At 44.2% G+C, this 19,432-nt stretch carries 18 protein-coding genes, 1 pseudogene and 1 riboswitch; of the genes and pseudogenes, 5 read left to right on the top strand and 14 right to left on the bottom strand.

Annotated elements, in window-relative coordinates; translation table 11 throughout:
- Positions 1–30: 30 nt before the first annotated feature.
- On the bottom strand, positions 31–939 hold the full coding sequence (locus D2962_RS05320) for a bifunctional enoyl-CoA hydratase/phosphate acetyltransferase (protein ID WP_122014374.1): 909 nt from the start codon (positions 937–939) through the stop codon (positions 31–33).
- A 244-nt stretch (positions 940–1,183) separates the two neighbouring features.
- Positions 1,184–2,893 (bottom strand): sigma-54 interaction domain-containing protein, encoded by a 1,710-nt coding sequence (locus D2962_RS05315; protein ID WP_120766287.1) that lies wholly within the window; start codon positions 2,891–2,893, stop codon positions 1,184–1,186.
- A 140-nt stretch (positions 2,894–3,033) separates the two neighbouring features.
- On the opposite strand from D2962_RS05315, the gene D2962_RS05310 reads away from it, so the two are divergent.
- Positions 3,034–3,450, top strand: coding sequence for a hypothetical protein (locus D2962_RS05310; protein WP_122014373.1), 417 nt, complete (start codon positions 3,034–3,036; stop codon positions 3,448–3,450).
- Here the strand turns inward: D2962_RS05310 and D2962_RS05305 are convergent.
- The 3 genes and pseudogenes from D2962_RS05305 to D2962_RS05295 all read right to left on the bottom strand — a co-directional run.
- Positions 3,419–4,660 (bottom strand): glutamate-5-semialdehyde dehydrogenase, encoded by a 1,242-nt coding sequence (locus tag D2962_RS05305; RefSeq protein ID WP_122014372.1) that lies wholly within the window; start codon positions 4,658–4,660, stop codon positions 3,419–3,421. The genes D2962_RS05310 and D2962_RS05305 overlap by 32 nt on opposite strands.
- Positions 4,661–4,719: 59 nt before the next feature.
- The gene (gene proB / locus D2962_RS05300) at positions 4,720–5,559 is read right to left on the bottom strand and encodes a glutamate 5-kinase (protein ID WP_120766290.1); all 840 of its coding nucleotides are present in this window, start codon (positions 5,557–5,559) and stop codon (positions 4,720–4,722) included.
- Between the two features lie 423 nt (positions 5,560–5,982).
- A pseudogene (locus D2962_RS05295) lies at positions 5,983–7,014 on the bottom strand (thioredoxin domain-containing protein); the annotation flags it as partial.
- Between the two features lie 184 nt (positions 7,015–7,198).
- Between D2962_RS05295 and D2962_RS05290 the strand changes: the two are divergent.
- Positions 7,199–7,732 carry a hypothetical protein gene (locus D2962_RS05290; RefSeq protein WP_122014370.1) on the top strand — a complete coding sequence of 178 codons (534 nt, stop codon included), beginning with the start codon at positions 7,199–7,201 and terminating at the stop codon, positions 7,730–7,732.
- Positions 7,733–7,736: 4 nt separating this feature from the next.
- On the opposite strand, the gene D2962_RS05285 is transcribed toward D2962_RS05290, so the two are convergent.
- From D2962_RS05285 to thiC, 3 genes are all read right to left on the bottom strand, one after another.
- Positions 7,737–8,375 (bottom strand): thiamine diphosphokinase, encoded by a 639-nt coding sequence (locus tag D2962_RS05285; RefSeq protein WP_122014369.1) that lies wholly within the window; start codon positions 8,373–8,375, stop codon positions 7,737–7,739.
- A gap of 51 nt (positions 8,376–8,426) precedes the next feature.
- Complete coding sequence (gene thiM / locus D2962_RS05280) at positions 8,427–9,248, bottom strand: hydroxyethylthiazole kinase (protein ID WP_122014368.1); 822 nt, start codon at positions 9,246–9,248, stop codon at positions 8,427–8,429.
- An 87-nt stretch (positions 9,249–9,335) separates the two neighbouring features.
- Positions 9,336–10,634: a phosphomethylpyrimidine synthase ThiC gene (gene thiC, locus D2962_RS05275; protein ID WP_120766295.1), complete on the bottom strand. Its 1,299-nt coding sequence runs from the start codon at positions 10,632–10,634 to the stop codon at positions 9,336–9,338.
- Between the two features lie 51 nt (positions 10,635–10,685).
- Positions 10,686–10,790: riboswitch (TPP riboswitch) on the bottom strand.
- 157 nt (positions 10,791–10,947) lie between these two features.
- On the opposite strand from thiC, the gene D2962_RS05270 reads away from it, so the two are divergent.
- From D2962_RS05270 to D2962_RS05260, 3 genes are all read left to right on the top strand, one after another.
- Entirely contained in the window at positions 10,948–11,766 is an 819-nt protein-coding gene (locus D2962_RS05270; RefSeq protein ID WP_120766296.1) for an RMD1 family protein, read from the top strand.
- A 57-nt stretch (positions 11,767–11,823) separates the two neighbouring features.
- Positions 11,824–13,179: a phosphomannomutase/phosphoglucomutase gene (locus D2962_RS05265; protein ID WP_122014367.1), complete on the top strand. Its 1,356-nt coding sequence runs from the start codon at positions 11,824–11,826 to the stop codon at positions 13,177–13,179.
- 100 nt (positions 13,180–13,279) lie between these two features.
- On the top strand, positions 13,280–13,570 hold the full coding sequence (locus D2962_RS05260; protein WP_222927691.1) for a hypothetical protein: 291 nt from the start codon (positions 13,280–13,282) through the stop codon (positions 13,568–13,570).
- A gap of 50 nt (positions 13,571–13,620) precedes the next feature.
- Here the strand turns inward: D2962_RS05260 and D2962_RS05255 are convergent, their stop codons facing one another.
- The 6 genes from D2962_RS05255 to D2962_RS05230 all read right to left on the bottom strand — a co-directional run bounded on the left by D2962_RS05255 (position 13,621) and on the right by D2962_RS05230 (position 19,432).
- Positions 13,621–14,031, bottom strand: coding sequence for a hypothetical protein (locus D2962_RS05255; protein WP_120766298.1), 411 nt, complete (start codon positions 14,029–14,031; stop codon positions 13,621–13,623).
- A gap of 63 nt (positions 14,032–14,094) precedes the next feature.
- Complete coding sequence (gene iolO / locus D2962_RS05250; RefSeq protein ID WP_122014366.1) at positions 14,095–14,919, bottom strand: 5-keto-L-gluconate epimerase; 825 nt, start codon at positions 14,917–14,919, stop codon at positions 14,095–14,097.
- Positions 14,920–14,947: 28 nt separating this feature from the next.
- Positions 14,948–15,958, bottom strand: coding sequence for an inositol 2-dehydrogenase (gene iolG / locus D2962_RS05245; RefSeq protein ID WP_122014365.1), 1,011 nt, complete (start codon positions 15,956–15,958; stop codon positions 14,948–14,950).
- A 46-nt stretch (positions 15,959–16,004) separates the two neighbouring features.
- Complete coding sequence (gene iolN / locus D2962_RS05240) at positions 16,005–17,126, bottom strand: 3-dehydro-scyllo-inosose hydrolase (protein WP_122014364.1); 1,122 nt, start codon at positions 17,124–17,126, stop codon at positions 16,005–16,007.
- A 49-nt stretch (positions 17,127–17,175) separates the two neighbouring features.
- Positions 17,176–18,360, bottom strand: a complete 1,185-nt coding sequence (gene iolM / locus D2962_RS05235; protein ID WP_162991287.1) for a scyllo-inosose 3-dehydrogenase — start codon at positions 18,358–18,360, stop codon at positions 17,176–17,178.
- Between the two features lie 58 nt (positions 18,361–18,418).
- Positions 18,419–19,432, bottom strand: coding sequence for an ABC transporter permease (locus D2962_RS05230; protein ID WP_122014363.1), 1,014 nt, complete (start codon positions 19,430–19,432; stop codon positions 18,419–18,421).

The following is a 19,432-nucleotide window of genomic DNA, read 5'->3' as shown; positions in this document are numbered from 1 at the left end:
CATATAAGCTTCTTTATCAAAAAACTAACTTTATACACTAGAATCGACACCAGCCATGATCATGCCCATGACTATGGAATAAGCCTTGCTCTCATCGGAATCGGCCCTGGAAGTGAGTATTATGGGTACCCTGGCTCCTGCCACTATCCCGGCCACTCTGGCTCCTGCAAAATACACCAGGGACTTGTATAATATATTGCCGCTGACTAGCTCCGGCACAAGTAAAATATCCGCATCCCCCTCCACCGGAGAGGTGATGCCCTTGTGTTGTAAAGCTTCTTTTGATATTGAAATATCCAGGGCAAGAGGGCCGTCCACTATGGCGGAAAGTTTGTCCCTCTGGGCCATCTTGCACAATACTGCGGCATCAGTGGTAGAGGAAATGGCGGGGTTCACAGTCTCTACGGCAGAAAGAATGGCTACCTTTGGGCCCGTAATACCGAGGCTTTTTGCCACAGATAGACTGTTTTTTAGAATTTGATATTTCTGGGCGACATCCGGGTTTATATTCATGGCAGCATCGGTAACCATAAAAAGATGTTCCCGGCCAGGGCATTCAAAAACCGCTACATGGCTTAAAAGATTATTCCCCACCAGAGCTTTGTCTTCAGATACTATGCCCTTCAAAAAATCTCTGGTGGAAAGGAGCCCCTTCATCAACATTTGGACTTTTCCTTGTTTGGCCATATCCACACCGATGTTCACAGCCTCCCGGGGATCCCCGGCTTCAATAATCTCAATGCCCCTGTGATCCATATCCAGGGAACTCAGCAAAGATTCTATCTTATCCCTGGAACCAATCAGTATTGATTTTAAGGGTATTGCTTCCATGGTACGTTTTACAGCTTTGAGCACATCCGGGTCTTCGGCTTTGACCACAGCTACAATTTTTGTTTCCAGTAAATTGGCATTTTCTATCAATTCCCTCAAGTGTTTCACCCTATCACCATCCTCTCATAACAATAGCCGGTTCCGATGACATTGACCGTCATCTACATATTTTTGCAAATTCCGTACCTAAATGTGAAATAAAAAAAAGGCCCTAAATAGGGCTTTTTGTAAATTCTTAAATGCAAGTCTCTTCAAACCATGCAATTTTTTGCACGCAATTATTGGCATATGGTTTTCTCGCTTGCCGAGGAACTATATACCACGGGATTTAAATAAAAGAGACTTTGAAGCATTAAAGATTATATTTTTTCAATTTATAAAATAAATTCCTCAGCGATATTCCCAGGACTCTTGCGGCCTCGCTTCTGTTTCCATTTACCTTCTCAAGAGTGTTTTTCAAAATTTCTCTTTCGGCTTCTTCCATTATTTCCTTCAACGGTTTAAAATGCTCTATCTGTTCGGTTAACTTTCTCTTTACTTCTGACGTGTCCATATATAGCCGTGGAATATGCTTTTTTTCTATCTTAATGTCACTGAACTTCATGTTGATCATAGCTCTGCCGATGACATTTTCCAGTTCGCGGATATTTCCGGGCCAGTCGTATTCCTGAAGATATTCCACAGCTTCATCGGATATACCTTCGACTGCCCTGCCGTATTCCTGGTTGTATTTTTTTATCAGATGAGCAATCAAAAGGGGCAGGTCTTCTTTTCTTTCCCGTAAGGCGGGTATATAAATGGGAACTACATTAAGTCTGAAATATAAATCCTTTCTGAAATTTCCTGTCCTTACTGCCTTTTCCAGATCGGTATTGGTGGCCGCTATTACTCTTACATCAACGGGTATGGGCCTTGATTCTCCAACCCGGATTATCTCCTTTTCATTCAATACCCGCAGCAGCATGGCCTGGTGGTTTAAATTTATTTCCCCGATTTCATCCAGAAATATGGTACCCCCATCGGCTTCTTCAAAAAGCCCCTTTCTTCCGCCGCGCCTTGCTCCTGTAAATGCTCCGTCGGCATACCCGAAAAGTTCGCTGCCCAACAGGCTGTCAGTGAGGGCGGAACAGTTAACCCTGATAAACTGGTGGTGGCATCTTTCGCTCTCATTATGGATTGCATGGGCAAAGAGTTCCTTCCCGGTGCCGCTTTCTCCCCTTAAAAGTACGGTGGCATTGGTACTCGCTGCGTTTTTTGCAGCCTCTATGGCTTCCCTCATGGCCTGGCTTTGCCCTACTATATCATCGAAGGAATACTTGGCTTCTAGATGGCGCACTCTGCGCTTCACCAGATCCAGTTCTTCGGTAAGTCTCTTTATTTCCGACACATCATGGACCACCGCCACGCTGCCTCTAAGGCACTCACCCACCATTATGGGCGCGGCATTCACTATAACTTCCTTTTTATTGGGCCCTACCAGCATAGGAACACCCTTCAAAGGTTTTCTGGTTTTCAAAACTCTATAATGCACGCTTTCACCCTCGGCAATATCTACTGTTGCCGGTTTTCCTATAACGTCCTCTTTTGTTAAACCTATAAGTTTGGTGTAAGCCTTATTTATGAGTATGCCCCTGCCCTCCACATCCACCACCGATATAGCATCCTGGGTGGAATTTATTATGGCTTCCAGCATGCTCTGAATGTCCTTCAAGTTTGTAATTTCTTCGGCCAAATGTTTGACTTCGGTCATGTCTCTAAAAATTGCAACCGCTCCAGCCACACAGCCATTTTTATCAAATACCGGCATACGGTTTGTCAGTATGGTAACATCATCTATATGTTGAAATTGGTTCACTTCGGGTTTCCCGGTCTCCAAAATGATATGAAGCCTGGTATTCGGAACAATTTCCGAAACTTTTTCACCCAGCACCTCATCCCTTTTTAGTTTCAGTAACTTTTCGGCCGAAGTGTTCAGAATCGTAATATATCCATTTTTGTCAACGGCAATCAGGCCATCACTAATGGCATCCAGGATGGAAATTATCTCTTCAATGGAAAGCATGGCGCCTCTCCTTTAATTTTTTTCGATATATATTACTATTCTACATTTTATAATATTTCCCTGCTTAAAAAATACCAGTTTAAACTTGTATTATATTACAGAAAATAGAAAAGACAAAAGAAAAAAATGAGGTGAACGCGTTGCGGGTAATTGAAACTACAAAAGGAGAGATCATAAAAGGAAGGGATGCTTACCCCTATGAAATAAAAAATGAAAAAATCCATATAAAGTTACCGTTTTACGTGGACTTAAAAAGACTGACGGACATCTTAAAACAAAGGGGTTATTTTGTGGCCAACGACCCTGAAGAGATGGATTCCCAGGGATGGGGAAAATGGTATGATGCCGAAGGATATTATCCCTACTGGATCTATGAGGAAGACCACTGCCATTATTTCGCCTTTCCTCCTGAAGATTATAAACTGGCCCCCGAACCGGGAGCAGCTCCAAAGCATATACCCGTGCTCGGGACCAAAGCCGTGGAAGAATTTTTCCACTGGCTACCGGTTTTGAAAGAGGCGATACTCAAAGACGAACCTGCCCGTCTCCGAGAATGAGGTATTTGACTGTGGTAAGCTCTTTTAAACCCATAGGGCCCCGGGCGTGCAGTTTCTGGGTGCTTATGCCTATTTCGGCTCCGAAACCGAATTCTCCGCCGTCTGTAAATCTCGTGGAAGCATTGACATAAACGCAGGCGGCATCCACCCGGGAAAGAAACTTATTGGCACTGTCGTAATTTTTGGTGACAATGGCTTCCGAATGAGAACTGCCGTAACGGTTGATGTGCTCTATGGCTTCATCGATGTCATCCACCACTTTAACTGCAAGTATAAGGTCCAGATATTCCGCAGCCCAGTCTTCTTCGGAAGCAGGTTTTATCCCGGGAAATATTTGACGCGTTTTAATGCATCCCCTGAGTTCTACTCCTTTTTCCTCCAGGGCTTTCAGGGCGTCGGGTATGAACCTTTCGGCTACAGATTTATGGACCAGAAGGGTTTCCGCGGCATTGCATACCGAAGGCCTGCTGGTTTTGGCATTTATTATTATATTTTTTGCCATTTCCAGATCCGCACTTTCATCCACATACACATGGCAATTTCCAACGCCGGTCTCTATCACCGGCACAGTAGAGTTTTCCACCACGGTCTTTATGAGGCCCGCACCTCCCCGGGGTATTAAGAGGTCCACATACTGCCTCATCTTCATGAGAGCTATGGCGCTTTCATGGCCAGTGTCTTCTATTAGCTGGATGGCGCCTTCCGGAATCCCGGCTTTGACGGCTCCTGAAACCAGGGCGGAAACTATGGCCTTATTGGAATTTATGGCCTCGGAACCACCCCGGAGGATGACGCTGCTTCCCGCCTTGAGGCAAAGGCCCGCTGCATCGGATGTTACATTGGGCCTTGCTTCATATATGATTCCTATGACTCCGAAAGGTACATGCTGCCTCATGATGGTAAGGCCGTTGGGGCGTTTTATTACCTCCCCCTGGCCTACCGGGTCCGGAAGATCGCACAGGTCTTTTAAGCCTTTTACCATGCTAAAGATACGGCTTTCATTCAACTTCAGGCGGTCCACCAGAGCTTCGCTCATGCCTTTTTCGCGGGCTGCGTTAATGTCCCTTTCATTGGCCAACAGAATCTTTTCTTTTGCCTGCATCAGTGAAGCCGCCATTTCGGAAAGGGCCCTGTTTTTTATATCGGCAAAAAGGCTGGCAAGGACCCGTGAAGCCTCTTTTGCCTTTTTCCCTATTTCCTGTATATCCATAGTTTAGCCTCCTTTTCAAATGCAGTAACAGTGCCAATGCTGCAAAATTTCCTCTTGAATCATGATAATCCGATAACGTTGTACTTTTTCTGCGGTGTGAAAAATGTGCCCGGGTTCTTCCCCTCCAGCACATCATAAATCAATTCCGGATTTGCTCCATCTATTATAGCCATAGCAATCCCTGCCCCGGTGGCTATTTTGGCGGCGAGAATCTTGCTTTTCATGCCGCCGGTGCCGAATTCAGTACAGCTTTCTCCGGCCAGAGCCTCTATCTCCGGAGTTATATGCTCCACCACCGGAATTTTACTGGTTCCCTCCTCAAAGGGGGTGCCCGTATACAATCCATCTATATCGGAAAGCAGGATTAGAAGATCAGCTCCTATGAGCCTTGCCACCACCGCCGACAGGGTGTCGTTATCCCCGAATACGATCTCTTCTACCGCAACGGTATCGTTTTCATTTATTATAGGAATAATATCAAAATCAAACAGTGTTCTTATGGTGTTGAGGGCATTCTGACGGCGGGAGCCCTTTTCAATATCTTCTCTGGTGAGTAAGATCTGCGCCACCGTCGAGTTATATTCTGAAAAAAGTTTCTCATAAAACTGCATAAGTATGCCCTGGCCTACTGCCGCCAGTGCCTGTTTTATCTTTACATCTTTTTTATTTTTAATCCCCAGTTTCCCCGCCCCGACACCTATTGCTCCGGAAGTCACCAGAACCACATTTTTCCCCTGATTTTTAAGGTCTGCCAGAACCCTTACGAGCTTTTCCATTCGGGCTATATTGAGCTTGCCGTTATCATGGACCAATGTTGTGGTTCCAACTTTAAATACTATGCTGTTATACGTAGAATTGCCAAAAACATTCCTTGTTTGTTTATTATGTTCCTCACCCATCGGTTCCGCCTCACTTGCTAAAATTTATATTTATACAATTTTATGTATAATTATAACACCTTATATTTAAATTAACAATGGTTTTTTGGAATTTTATCTTTAACTTTGTGTAAAAAAAAATATAAAATGATTATAAAAAAGCTTTCATTATAAAATCAATTAAATAGCGGTAGCTTTTTTGAAATGCATTACGGAAAGCCCTATAATAAGGAATATGTTTGCTTTCCTATGCATTATAATACAATTTTATCGATTTAACAAGATAAATTTAGCCCGCATCCGCATAATCATCAAGCAGTTGCTGAGAGGTGTTAAAATGTCGGTCAAGTATATAAAAAATTCCACGGCAAGACCGTCAGATGAAGCATTACCTCGCCCGCAAAAGCGTTGAAAATCCTGCAGGCATGCTCCTCAAGGTTCTGGTCTCCCCAAAATATTTTTAACTTCTTCAGGAGTCCACATATAAAATTTGCCTTCCAAACCTTCAGAATCGGCGTCCTCGGCGAAATAAAAACCCCCTTCGGGAGAAGTCATATCCCGCTCTATATAACTGAATACTTCTTCTGCCACTTCTTTATACTTTTTATTTCCTGTAGCCTGGTAGCCCTCCAGGAAAACCATGGCTATAAGGGCGTTGTCGTATAACATTTTTTCAAAATGGGGAACCAGCCATCGCCGGTCTGTGGAATAGCGGTGAAACCCAAAGCCGATATGGTCATATATGCCTCCCCGCGCCATACAGTCGAGGGTCTTTTCCACCATTTCAAGGGCCCGCTTCTCGCCGGAGTCTTTCCAGTAATGCAGCAGGAAAATCAGATTGTGGGGTGCGGGGAATTTGGGAGCAGAGCCAAAGCCGCCGAATTCGTCATCAAATCTGGCAGAAAATTGTTCAAAGGCTTCATCCAGCACGTGTTTCGTGAGCTCCCCTGGCCGTGTTTCACCGATTTTTTTAACTGCTTCCGTCACTCTCCGGCTTATGTCATAAATATGTTCCCGGTCCTTTTGCCATAAGCCGGCTATTTGCTCAAGGATGTCCAAAAGCCCGGCCCGGCCCCAGCGGTCTTTTTTGGGAAAATAAGTCCCCGCAAAGAAGGGCTCTTTACCCGGGGTCATGATGATAGTAAGGGGCCATCCCCCCTGACCTGTCATAGCCTGACATACGTTCATGTAAATATTGTCAATGTCCGGTCTCTCTTCCCTGTCTACTTTTATGGATACATAATGTTTATTTAAAATATCGGCTACTTCCTCATCTTCAAAAGATTCATGAGCCATTACATGACACCAGTGACAGGTGCTGTAGCCAATACTTGAGAATATCGGTTTATCTTCTTTTCTTGCTTTTTCGAAGGCTTCGTTACCCCATGGATACCAACCTACCGGATTATGGGCATGTTGAAGAAGATATGGGGATTTTTCGCCCGCAAGACGATTTGCAGGTTTATTCTCATGCATGTTTACAACCCCTCATGAATAATAATTGTTTTGGTATAAAAGTCGATTTCCAGGTTAGCAATCCTGATACCATAATCAATTCTATTATTCCATTTGCATATGATATTCATTACGATAATATTTTTAACCCTTTTTAGATGGTATGAATATATTGAAATATATACCAAAAGGCGAGGTGAGTGTTATGGCATTAGCCATCGCCGTTTCGGCCCAGGGGTATGGTGCAGAAGCGGCTTTCGATTACAGGGCCGAAATGACGGGCCATACTGTGATAAAGCCTTCCAGCGGACAGGAATTTCTTGAAATGCTGTCAGAATTATGCAAAAAAGGAGGGGCTATTTATATAATTAAAGTCTTCAGCCACTCTTATCCCCGGGGCATCATCATGACCAACTGGAGTGGATTTTATGATGAACCCGGACCTAGTGACACAAAAAGAGCGGCCTATGTCAGCGACCTGGCCGCTCGGATTCAAAAAGGGGATATTCTATTTGCTGGGGGTTCCCAAATATTGTTATTTGGATGTGACCTTGCAGGCAATTTCTCCATAAAACTTTCCGCAGCCACAGGAGGCTCCGTCATCGCTTCTACGGGCGGTACCTACCCTGAGATAGCCGGGGGTCGGGAAACTGGAATTTTTATTTCTACAGACCGGTGGGAAGTATATACCGCAGGCAGTTTTTCTTACAGTGCAGGCAACAGGCTCCGGGCGTGGTAAGACCCTATGTTCTTGCAAGTTTCACTGCCAGCAGCAAGCCTTTTTTCGTCCTTACCATTACCTCGTCCCCAAGAAACACATTGCTGATCCCCCGGGATGTTCCCATAGGGATTGTTTCGTTTTTCAGGGGGTAATAGAGCCCCCGGGTTTCAATGCCCGACACTTCCCTGCTCAAAGGAATCAACGAAAGCAGGTCTCCTTTTTTGCCGGATATTTGTACCTGCCCTTCTATCAGGAACATCTCCCAGTTTTCTCCCGCCAGCCTTATTTCCAGGCCCCTTTTCTTGAAATTTACCATCAACAATATATTCGCAAGGCTGTGATCGGGCCTGTCCCCAATTCCACCCAGAATGACGGCCTCTGTGGCTCCCCTTTGATAAGCTTTTTCCAGGGCCAGTTCCGTATCTGTAAAATCTTTTTCGGCAGCAAATGTCTCCTGTTCTATTCCTAGTTCCTTTATTCTGTTCAAGTCTTCCGGCACCACCGAATCCATGTCCCCCACTACAAGATCAGGAGTTATACCCATCATAAAGGCGTGGCGCACTCCGCTGTCGGCACAGATTATAATATCCGCTCCAACTACATACTTTTTTTGCAACCGGTAATCATCTACAGTACCACCGGCAAAAATAACAGCTTTCATAGAATCTCACCCTGCTCATTTTATATATAGGTATATTTTTTATTTTCTTGATCAAAATGTTTCACTAATCTTACCTCCGATTTCTTCAAATTTTGCCCTTTCTTTAATCAAATCCCCATTTAAAATATATAAATAATCGTAAAATTTAGTTCTAAATGTTCCGGGAAGAGTGCTTTCTTCCGCTGCAAGTTCCCCGGCTATATTTACTGCCAAAAGTGCGGTCAGTGCTGCCAGTACACTGTCATCGCATACTGCCCTGGTGGCTGCCATGATGGCTCCAAGGGTGCAACCTGCACCTGTTATTTTTGTAAACATTTCTGTGCCGTTTTTGACTATGATCTTCCGCCTGCTATCGCTGATATAATCGAACTTACCTGTAGCGACAATCGTTGTATTTATTGAATTTGCCAGTTCATAGCAGACATCTGGTGCATCATTGCCATCGTCCAGGGAATCGACTCCTCTCACTTTTGTCTCTACTCCTAATAATACTTTAATTTCACCGACGTTGCCCTTGATTATGTCTATATTACCTATTTTTAAAAGCATTTTTACAAAATCCACTCTGCTTTTAATTGCCGCACATCCAACCGGGTCAACGACAACAGGCACTTTGTGCTCTTTCGCTGACAACGTGGAATTAATAATGGTATGCCTTATTTCATCATTTATCGTGCCGATATTTATATAAAGCGCTTTTGAAATTGCGGTGAAATCGTATGCTTCATCAGGAGATACGACCATAGCCGGCGATGCGCCGAAACTTAACAGAGCATTGGCATTATCATTGATAACAACATTGTTGGTGATCGCATGAATCAACGGTGTTTTTTTTCTTACATCATTCAGAACCTTAATTACACTGTCAAGCATTTAATTATCACCTCTCTAAAATTTTCATTCCATTTTTTAAAGAAGAAGCTACTGCATCGATTATGCTTTTACTTGATACCATTCCTCCTAACAGTCACTCCTGCTTTTTCCCAGGTATTTTGCAACTATGTCCATGGCGCAGAATTTACCGCACATGGTACATGTCTTTACATCCGATGGATTTTTTAAATCCCTGTAACTTCTGGCTCTTTCCGGATCTATGGCAAAACTTAACTGTGCCTCCCAATCCAGGTTTTTCCGGGCTCTGGCCATTTTTAAATCCCGTTCCCTTGCTCCCGGAATTCCTTTAACTATGTCGGCTGCATGGGCGGCGATTTTCGATGCAATAACTCCTTCTCTTACATCCTCCTGGGTTGGAAGGCCCAGGTGCTCCGCAGGGGTCACATAGCATAAAAAGTCAGCCCCGGCCGCAGCAGCGATAGCTCCGCCAATAGCGCCGGCTATGTGGTCATAGCCTGCGGCTATATCGGTTACAAGGGGCCCTAGCACGTAGAAGGGCGCTTCATGGCATATCCTTTTTTGAAGCTGGACATTGGCCTGGATCTGATCCAGCGGTACGTGGCCGGGGCCTTCGACCATCACCTGTACTCCCTGCTTCCAGGATTCCTGGACCAACTCGCCCAGTGTTATCAGTTCCTGGATTTGAGCCCGGTCTGTGGCGTCGGCGATGCAGCCAGGCCTTAAGCCATCTCCTAAACTTAAGGTTACATCATATTTTTTTGCTATTTTAAGCAGCCTGTCGAAATGTTCATATAAAGGATTTTGCTTTTCGTTTTTGATCATCCAGCCGGTGATAAATGCCCCGCCCCTGCTTACGATGTCGGTTATGCGGCCTTCACACCGGAGTCTTTCAACACCTTCCAGTGTCAGGCCGCAGTGAACGGTGATAAAATCCACTCCCTGCTCTGCCTGCTCCTCTATGATTTCAAAAAGCTCATCTACGGTAAATTCTATTACGCTGCCGTTTTTGTTCTGGGCCATAACTCCCGCCTCATAGATGGGAACCGTGCCTAAAGGCACGTTGATTTCGGAAATTATGGTCTTGCGGATGGATTTAATATTCCCTCCGGTAGAAAGATCCATAATGGCATCGGCTCCGGCTTCCATGGCCGTTTTCGCCTTGGCAAGCTCCGGTGAAAGATCGGGATACTTGTCTGATGTCCCGATATTGGCATTGACCTTGGTCGAAAGTCCTTTTCCAATGCCGCAAGGTTTTAATCCCTTGTGGTTGGGGTTAAAGGGAATAACTATTTTGCCTGAAGCTATACCCTCCCTTATTTGTTCCGGACTTACACATTCATGCCTTGCTACTTCTTTCATTTCATCTGTAATAATCCCTTTTTTAGCTGCCTCTAACTGTGTCATTTTCATCCCTCCAAAAATAAAATCCGCATCCGTAGGGATGCGGTATATAGACTTATATTATGATTACCTTCCCTCCGCTGGCATTATCCAAACAGGTTCAAAGGGTTCGGGAATCTCCCGTCTCAGCCGCTTAAAGCAGCACCCCTGGTAAATAATATTACTTTTGGTTCATTATACATTAAATACCTTAATGTGTCAATTCATTTAATGAAATCAGTGGTTCACAGTTTATAGGTTTAATGAATTAAAAAGGCTTTGCTTGAGGAACAGGACATAATTGTGGTATAATTTTCATATTGGAGGATTGATTGCTTTGGATCCCATAAAATTTAAGGCGGCTTCTCTTTGTAACGAAATCAATTTAAATCAACTGGCAAAACACTTTGGTTTTGAAAAAAAATTTCAATGGGATGAACCTCTCTTTTTATCTTCAAATCAGTTGAAGGGCATCCTGAAATTGCCGGAAAATAAATCGGCTTATATCTTTTCCTTTGGGTCAATAGTTTTTCTGAATTTTGAGCATCATGAAATGGTGGATCTTGTAGATTATCTTAAAAATATCGAAAAAGAGCTGTTCAATGCTTCCATTGACTACTTCGATGATTACAGCCTGATCTTAGACCCTGATGAAGACGTCACGGTAAGCTATGATTATATGTCGATACCAGAGCTAAAAGACTTTTATTTTGAAATCATAGCAGTTGTGCTGGCAAAGTCTACTGCCCTTGACAGGATCGAAGTCGGCATCAACATATTACTGGATGACATTGAAGACATGATACACTTCCTTGAAAAAGGACATTTAAACATCTCCGATGAAAGGCTTGCCAGAGTATCGGGCAAAATCCTCGGTTTCAAATATAATACCATTTCATATGTCATGCTTCTGGATAAACCCGATATAACATGGGTAAATGAAGAAAGCCAGAATCTATATAATGAACTGGAAAAGTTGTTTGAACTAAGGGACCGGTATGAGAAGATCCGTCACAAGACAGAAACGCTTCTGGATATTACCGATGTCTTTACCAGCCTTGCGCATGCCAAGAGGGGCACCCGTCTGGAATGGATGGTCATAATTTTAATTTTTGCAGAAATTCTCTTATCAATTATTATGTATATATGGAAATAATATTTAGTAATAATAGAATTATGGATGCTGCAAGATAAAATTTGCGGAGGTGTCTTTGTGAAAATAAATCCCAATATCTTCAGACAGTATGACATAAGAGGCATTGTAGGGCAGGATTTGGATGAAGAATTGGCTAACATCCTGGGCAAGGCATTTGGAACTTTTGCCGTCAAAAACGGCGAAAAAAAGGTCTTGGTAGGCAGCGATAACCGCTCCTCTTCTCCTTCTTTAAAAAAATCTGTCATAGACGGCCTTTTATCCACCGGCTGCGATGTGGTTGACATCGGCACCGTCATCACTCCCATTTTTTATTACTCCCGGATCCGCTATGATATAAATCCCGGCATCATGGTCACTGCCAGCCACAATCCGGGGGAGTTCAACGGTTTCAAGGTAGGCTTCGGTCCAGGTACCATATACGGCGAAGAGATCCAGGAACTTCGCAGGATGATGGAAAAGGGCGAGTTTGTCACGGGAAACGGGAATTTATCATATTTGGACCCCACCGAAGATTACATAAATATGATTTGCGAAAAGATACATCTTGATAGAAAACTGCGGGTAGGTGTGGACTGCGGAAACGGCACCGCATCCTTTTTCGCTGAAAAACTGTTCAAACGTCTGGGTGTTGATGTCTATCCCATATACTGCGATTCCGACCCGGGCTTTCCCCATCATTTTCCCGACCCGGTAAAGCCTGAGAATCTCAAGGATTTGAGAGACCTGGTATTGAAAGAAAAGCTGGACCTTGGCATAGGTTTTGACGGTGACGGTGATCGCATAGGCGTGGTGGATGACAGCGGAAACGTCATATTCGGCGACATGCTGATGATACTCTTCTGGCGTGAGATCATGCCGAGGCATCCCGGCGCCACCGCCATCGTGGAAGTAAAGTGCTCCCAGGCCCTTCCGGAAGAGATACAAAAGCTGGGCGGAAAGCCAATGTTCTATAAGACCGGCCATTCCCTCATAAAGGCCAAGATGAGGCAAATCGGTGCAGTGTTTACCGGTGAGATGTCGGGCCATATGTTCTTTGCGGATGAGTATTACGGCTATGATGACGCGCTGTATGCTGCCGCAAGGTTGCTCAGGATCCTGTCAAAAACCTCCCGCAAGCTCTCAGAGCTTTTATCCGATGTGCCCCGCTATTACTCGACGCCGGAACTTCGGGTGCACTGCCCCGATGAGGAAAAATTCAAGAAGGTTGAAGAAGTAAAGGAGTATTTCAGGGATAAATATCCCATGATCGAAGTGGACGGAGCCCGGGTACTCTTCCCCGAAGGCTGGGGTCTTGTCCGCAGTTCCAATACAGGGCCGGAGCTCATAGTGCGATGCGAGGCCAGAACTCAAGAAGGGTTGGAGAAAATAAAGGATGAGATACAGGATGCATTGAAACCCCTAAAACTTTTTTGATTTTTTAAAATGAAGATTTTAACATAAGTTGAGTTATGTTAAAATAATAATAAAGGAAATTAAGGGGGTATTGCTAATGGCAGATAGTTTAGAAGATAAAATGTATGAGCTGATGGAAAAGATGTATGTAGATTTCAGTAAAAGATTTGACTCGGTAGAGTCAAGATTATCCAATGTTGAAAATGGTCTTACTAAAGTGGATTCAAGACTATCCAGTGTTGAAAACGAACTTTCAAAAGTGGAAATAAACATCGATGAAAAGATTACAGATAAAATCAGGGCACTGTTTGATGATAGGCAGGTCATTCATGAAAAGCTTGATAACATTGAAGAGAAAATAGATAAATTGCAGATCGATGTGAACGATCTAACTGTAAAGACGGCATATTAACGATACACGAATAATAAAGTTAAGTAAACATATTGAGAAAGTAAAATAGATCAATAACGAAAAGTCATATAGCTCCAGGTAAGCGGATCCGGCACCGGGAGCTGCAGATAGCCATTAGCTTTTAAAAGAGCCATTATAGACTCAAAATTAGCCTTCTTATGATGAAAAAGTCGCGGCAGCAAAAAAGAATTTACGGTGCAGAGCTTGCCACCCCCTAGCAGAGCAAAATTGCACCTATCGCATGTCAGGGTGGATTTTTTCCTGTTCATTATCATGTAAAAATCCATAGGCCTTTTTTCCACAAAACTTCCGGGACATACCATGGAAAGTTTGAGTTTGAAAAGAGTAACCCTGTCTTTCCGCTCACGGACAAAACAGTTATCGGCCATTCTTAAAATCCTGTCGGTCAACGGCCCCTTTGTAAAATCAAGTATGCTTCCATCATATCGGAAATAATACATAAACTGCCCACTCCTTAAAATTTAGGATGGGCAGTTTTTTGTACTATATTCATTATTAGTTTTTTATTGGTCTATACGGCCGGTATATAATTTTTTTAAATTATCTATAGCCTTTATAGCTACCTCCTCCGGATTCGGCAGCGGTAGGCATTCAAAAGCTATGGCTCCATTGTAATCTATTTCCTTTAATGCTGTAATTATTTCCTCGAAATTTATGTGGCCTTTTCCGGGATACCAGCGGTTACTGTCGGCAAAGTGCATATGACCCAGGTGTTTTCCCGCCATAATTATACTTTTTGTCATGTCATCTTCTTCTATATTCATGTGAAAAGTATCCAAGTGAATTTTGATGTATTCCGAATTTAATTTTGAAACAAATTCCAGCCCTTCTTCTGCTGTGTTTATAAAATTGGTTTCATACCGGTTTATGGCTTCCATCAAAAGAGTAACCTTTTTTGCCTCGGCTTTTTCAAGGCATTTTTTTGTACATTCTATGGCATATTCTTGATACTTTTTACATTCGCTTCTGTCAGGAATGGTCCCTTTCATTGAACCTATTATAACCTTAGCTCCCATTTTTTCCGCCACATCAATATGGTCAAGGATCCGCTCTACGGCTTTTTCCCTGATATCTTCATCGGGGCTGGTAAAACTTAATCTGTCTATTACATATCCCATGCCTGTACCAAGAGTTGAAACATCGATATTGTATTCCCTGCATGCCTTTAAAATTTGTTCCACATCCAAAGTCTTAGGATCGTTGACATGGATCTCCACAGAATCATAGCCCATAGCAGAAGCTTTTTTAATGTTTTCTATATAATCTCCCCTCAAAACAATGGGAGTCATTTCATCTGCCGTTAGAGCCATTGTGACACTTAATTTCATTTGATGACCTCCACAGATTGTTGACATGTTATCTTTGTATCTTCACCGGTTTGCCTTCTACCAGGGATTTTTTGGCAGCAAGGCCTATGATTACCGGCTCCAGCCCATCTATGCCTGTAACCGGAGGCTGTTTATCATTTAATATACTGTCAAAAAATGCTTTTATTTCTTCAATATAAGCATCTTTATATCTTTCAATGAAAAAATATTTTGGTTTGTCTGATGTAATCCCATTTTCATCGCTCAGCACCGTATTTGTCAGAATATCGTTGGAAACCGACACGCATCCTTTGGAGCCGAACACTTCCACCCTCTGGTCATATCCATAGGTAGACCTGCGGCTGTTGTCAATTACTCCGATAGCTCCATTTTCAAATTTCAATGTTACCACAGCCGTATCGATATCGCCAGCATTTCCAATGGCGGGGTCCACGAGCACCGCTCCCGATGCATAAACTTCAGTCACTTCACTTCCAGAAAGGTATCTTGCCATGTCAAAGTCATGAATGGTCATATCCAGAAAGATTCCACCTGAAACCTTGATATAATCGATGGGAGGAGGTTGTGGATCCCTGGATGTTATCTTGAGAATATGAGGATCTCCGATCTTGCCTTGCCTTATCATCTCAAAGGCTTTTCTAAAACTTGGATCAAACCTCCTCTGAAATCCTATCTGCAACTTGACACCGGCCTTTTCTACAGAATCAAGGGCCTGGTGTATTCTTTCGAGGTTAAAGTCTATGGGCTTTTCGCAAAAAATATGCTTTCCAGCCCTGGCGGAATCCATAATCAGACGAGAATGGGTATCCGTTGAAGAACATATAAGGACTGCATCGATTTCTTCATCCTCTAAAATCATTGCAGGATCTACAAATATATTATTAATGCCTATACTGTTGGCCCAATCTTTTATCTTGTCTGCAAATAAATCGGCAACGGATTTTATTTCTACATTGCTGAAATTTGCCCTTATGTTTTCGGCATGCATTTTTCCTATTCTTCCGGCACCTATGATGCCTATCTTTATTTTTCTATCCATGTTATACCGCTCCCCTCCCTAAGCTAATTTTTTTCAAAGCTATCACTTATAATTTATGAAATACTCCAATCATAGGCAGTTCATATACCGATTTCCATCCCTCACTGAAAGGTTCTTTCAGGAAGGGTTTCATTTCCTCCTCGGTCCTCAGTGTGACTTTTTCCACCGGCGGCACGGTCCCCGGCGGGAAGGCTTCCAGAATCTGATCATTCAGCAGCGTTAAATATTTCAATATAGCGGCGATGGGTCGTTTGGCCTTTTTCACTGTAGCGATGCTCGGTTTGCCTACAACTCCCTGCGGTGTGGCAGCCCGCTCTATTGCAGCATGGCCTTCACCCTCGGACCAACGGTGAGGTCTTCCGAAGGGGTCTACGGAGGTGTCGAAATGGCCTTCGGGCAGGAAGCTTTCTCCCTGAGCGTCCTGGACAACGCTCATATCAATCATGCCGGGAAACAGCAGTAATCCTACGGATGTTTCGCTTTCATCAGCATGGACGAAGTGGGTTTCTAGGCTGTCTTCCCTGTCGGTCGGATAGAAGAATTCTCTTACTGCCCTGTGCCAGTCAAGCACCTGGAAGATTCCGGGAAGCTGGAATCTCTTCATGAATTCCTGAATGGCCGACTCAAGCATCCACAGATGCCCGTGGTTGTTTACCAGAATTATCTTCCTGAAACCGTCATTCCAGAGTCCCAGCATTGTATAGATAATGGTCTCTTCCACCACTTCTTTCGGCATTATCACCGTGCCGGGCATCCCCAGGTGGTGATAGGGATGTCCGCCGTAGTTCAGCGGCGGGAAGGCAAGGTTTACTTCCCTTCCCTGTTTTGCGGTGTAACGGCGCACACCTTCCAATATTTGTGTAACCATAAATGTGTCAAGCCCGCTGTTGGCATGCAAACCGTGATTTTCGGTGCATCCGATGGGCACAAATACTATGTCGTTTTTTCTTCGCTTTTCTATTACTTTAACCCTGGGGGTGTTCTGAATATATGTTCCCGGTTTTCCCAATTCGGACTCGGATGGAATTTCATATTCTTTCAAAATAGCGTCGATTTCTTCTTCGGAAGCATCCCAAATTTGCTTCTTCAACCTTCCCACCGTATTGTCTTCAAATTTTATGGCAGGATAATCTGTCAAAATCCATTTCTTGTCCTTTGGTCTTTCCATGGTAAATCTCCTCTCAAGTTTTGTAGTTGTTTGTTAATATTACACCGAATCAGTCCATCACACAGGTTATCTTGCACTCTTTCCTGTCGGTCCTGAGCATAATTATATTTTCCGGAACTTCTTCCAGTTTTATCTTCTTTGTGATAAGTGGGGTCATATCCATACCGGTAGCCATGCACTCGATCACCCTGGGGAATGTGCCGTGTCCGGAATGCCCCTGGGCGCCGATGATTCTGGCACGCCTTACCTGCAGCACTTCTCCCGTTACCGGCATTTTGGCATCGGCCCGGGCTACGACCACCACTGTGGAGTTCAGGGTCCTGCCTTCCCATATAGCCTTTTCTATGCCGGGATATACCACCGTGGGCAAACCTGTGGCTTCAAGGTACAAGCTGGCGCCATAACCATCGGTGAGCCGTAGCACTTCCTCGGCAAAATCCACTTTTGTTGGGTCTATGACATAATCGGCTCCCATTTTCCTACCCAATTCCGCTCTTGTTGCTGAAGGTTCGGAGAGTATAACTCTCGCAGCTCCATGTCTTTTCAAAATAGCGCATGCCGCAAGGCCAATGGGTCCGCCGCCGCAAATTACTACGTTGTCGCCGGGCCTTATGCCGCCTCCTCTTTCGATGACGGCATTATATGCGACAGATGTGGGTTCTACAAGACTCCCCGCCAGGAACAGGTCATCGCCTTTATACCGCTCTTTTAAAGGATCCAGGCTCCACAGATATTTTGCCGGCAACACAATATATTTTGCAAAGGCGCCGTTGACATTAAATCCTATCTCATTTAATCTTTCGCAGTGGTTGGGCCATCCGTCGGCACAGGGCTGGCACTCCCCGCACCACAGCATCTCTTCGGCGGTCACCGCTTCCCCGCCTTTGTAAGGTTTGTTGGTTCTTTTGTCTATGGCGCCGGGCCCGGCTTCTACCACCACTCCGGAAAGCTCATGCCCCAGGATGCATGGGAAACCGGTAAGTCCGGGATAAAAGATGTAACCGTCATCATCGGGCTGAGCCATGTGGACATCGCTGCCACAGATGCCACAGGCCTTTACCTCAATCAATACTTCACCTTTGCCCGGCTTTGGAATATCATATTCCCTGATTTCCAGCTTAGGATTTCTCCAGACTTTGCTGCCGAGATAAGTTTGCTTTCCTTCGATATCCTTGGCTCCCAACTTAAACCCTGGTCTTGGATCCCAGTCGGCCACAAGTGTAACCGCTTTCATTTTTGACATAATAAAAACCCCTTTCATTTTATAGATTATATTGAATTAAAAACAACCTTCATTCTGTAACCTGACTTTTGGCCTGAGCTCTTCTCCTCACAACATCAATATAAACAGCAGCGATAATAACGGTGCCTATGGCTACTGTCTGCCACTCTGCAGTAACCCCTAAAAGGTTTAAGCCGTTTCTTAAGACCGCCATAATCATGGCACCTATCAGTGTGCCCCAAACTGTTCCAACGCCTCCCATGAAACTTGCTCCGCCTATAATGACCGCCGCAATGGCATCCAGTTCATATCCCAGGCCCGCAAGAGGATAGGCCGCATTGACCCTGCCTGCCAGCACCAGGCCGCCCATAGCTGCCATCAAACCGCTGAGGGTATACACTATAACCAGAACCTTCTCCACATTGATACCTGACAGGCGCGCTGCTTCGGGATTACCGCCGACGGCATAAATATAGCGCCCTGTAGGAGTCTTGGTAAGGAAAAAGTGGTATATGACATATATGATTATCACCAGAATAAAGCTCACCGGTACCGGCCCTATGAACGCTGCACCAAGATATTGAATGGAAGGCGGAAATCCCGAAACCGGCGAAGCCTTGGTTACAATCAATGATAAGCCTCTTGCAATGTTCATCATGCCCAGTGTTGAAATAAAAGGGTGGGGCAAATGAAGCTTTGTTAGCATTATTCCATTGAAAAAACCAAGCAGTGCCCCGATGGCCAGACATACAATGATGCCCAGAAAAGGATTCAATCCCATGTTGATGACCAGAAGACCCATTATAACCGTAGAAAGAGCAAGAATGGAACCTACGGAGAGGTCAATGCCGGCGGTCAAGATGGCCAGCAGCATGCCCACTGCTATGAGGCTATTTATGGCAGACTGGCGTGCTATATTCATTAAATTTGTCATCTCCAGAAAATATGGAGACATAATTGCCAGTACAATGCAAAGGATTATCAAGCCAAATAAAGGACCTGCAGTAGAGATTATTTTTTTTAGATTTATATTTCTCTCCGTCTTTACAGGACCGGCTTTTTTCACTTTGATTTCAACACCCAT

This window comes from Biomaibacter acetigenes, assembly GCF_003691585.1.
GTDB lineage: Bacteria > Bacillota > Thermosediminibacteria > Thermosediminibacterales > Tepidanaerobacteraceae > Biomaibacter > Biomaibacter acetigenes.
This window is presented reverse-complemented; position numbering and strand designations above follow the sequence as displayed.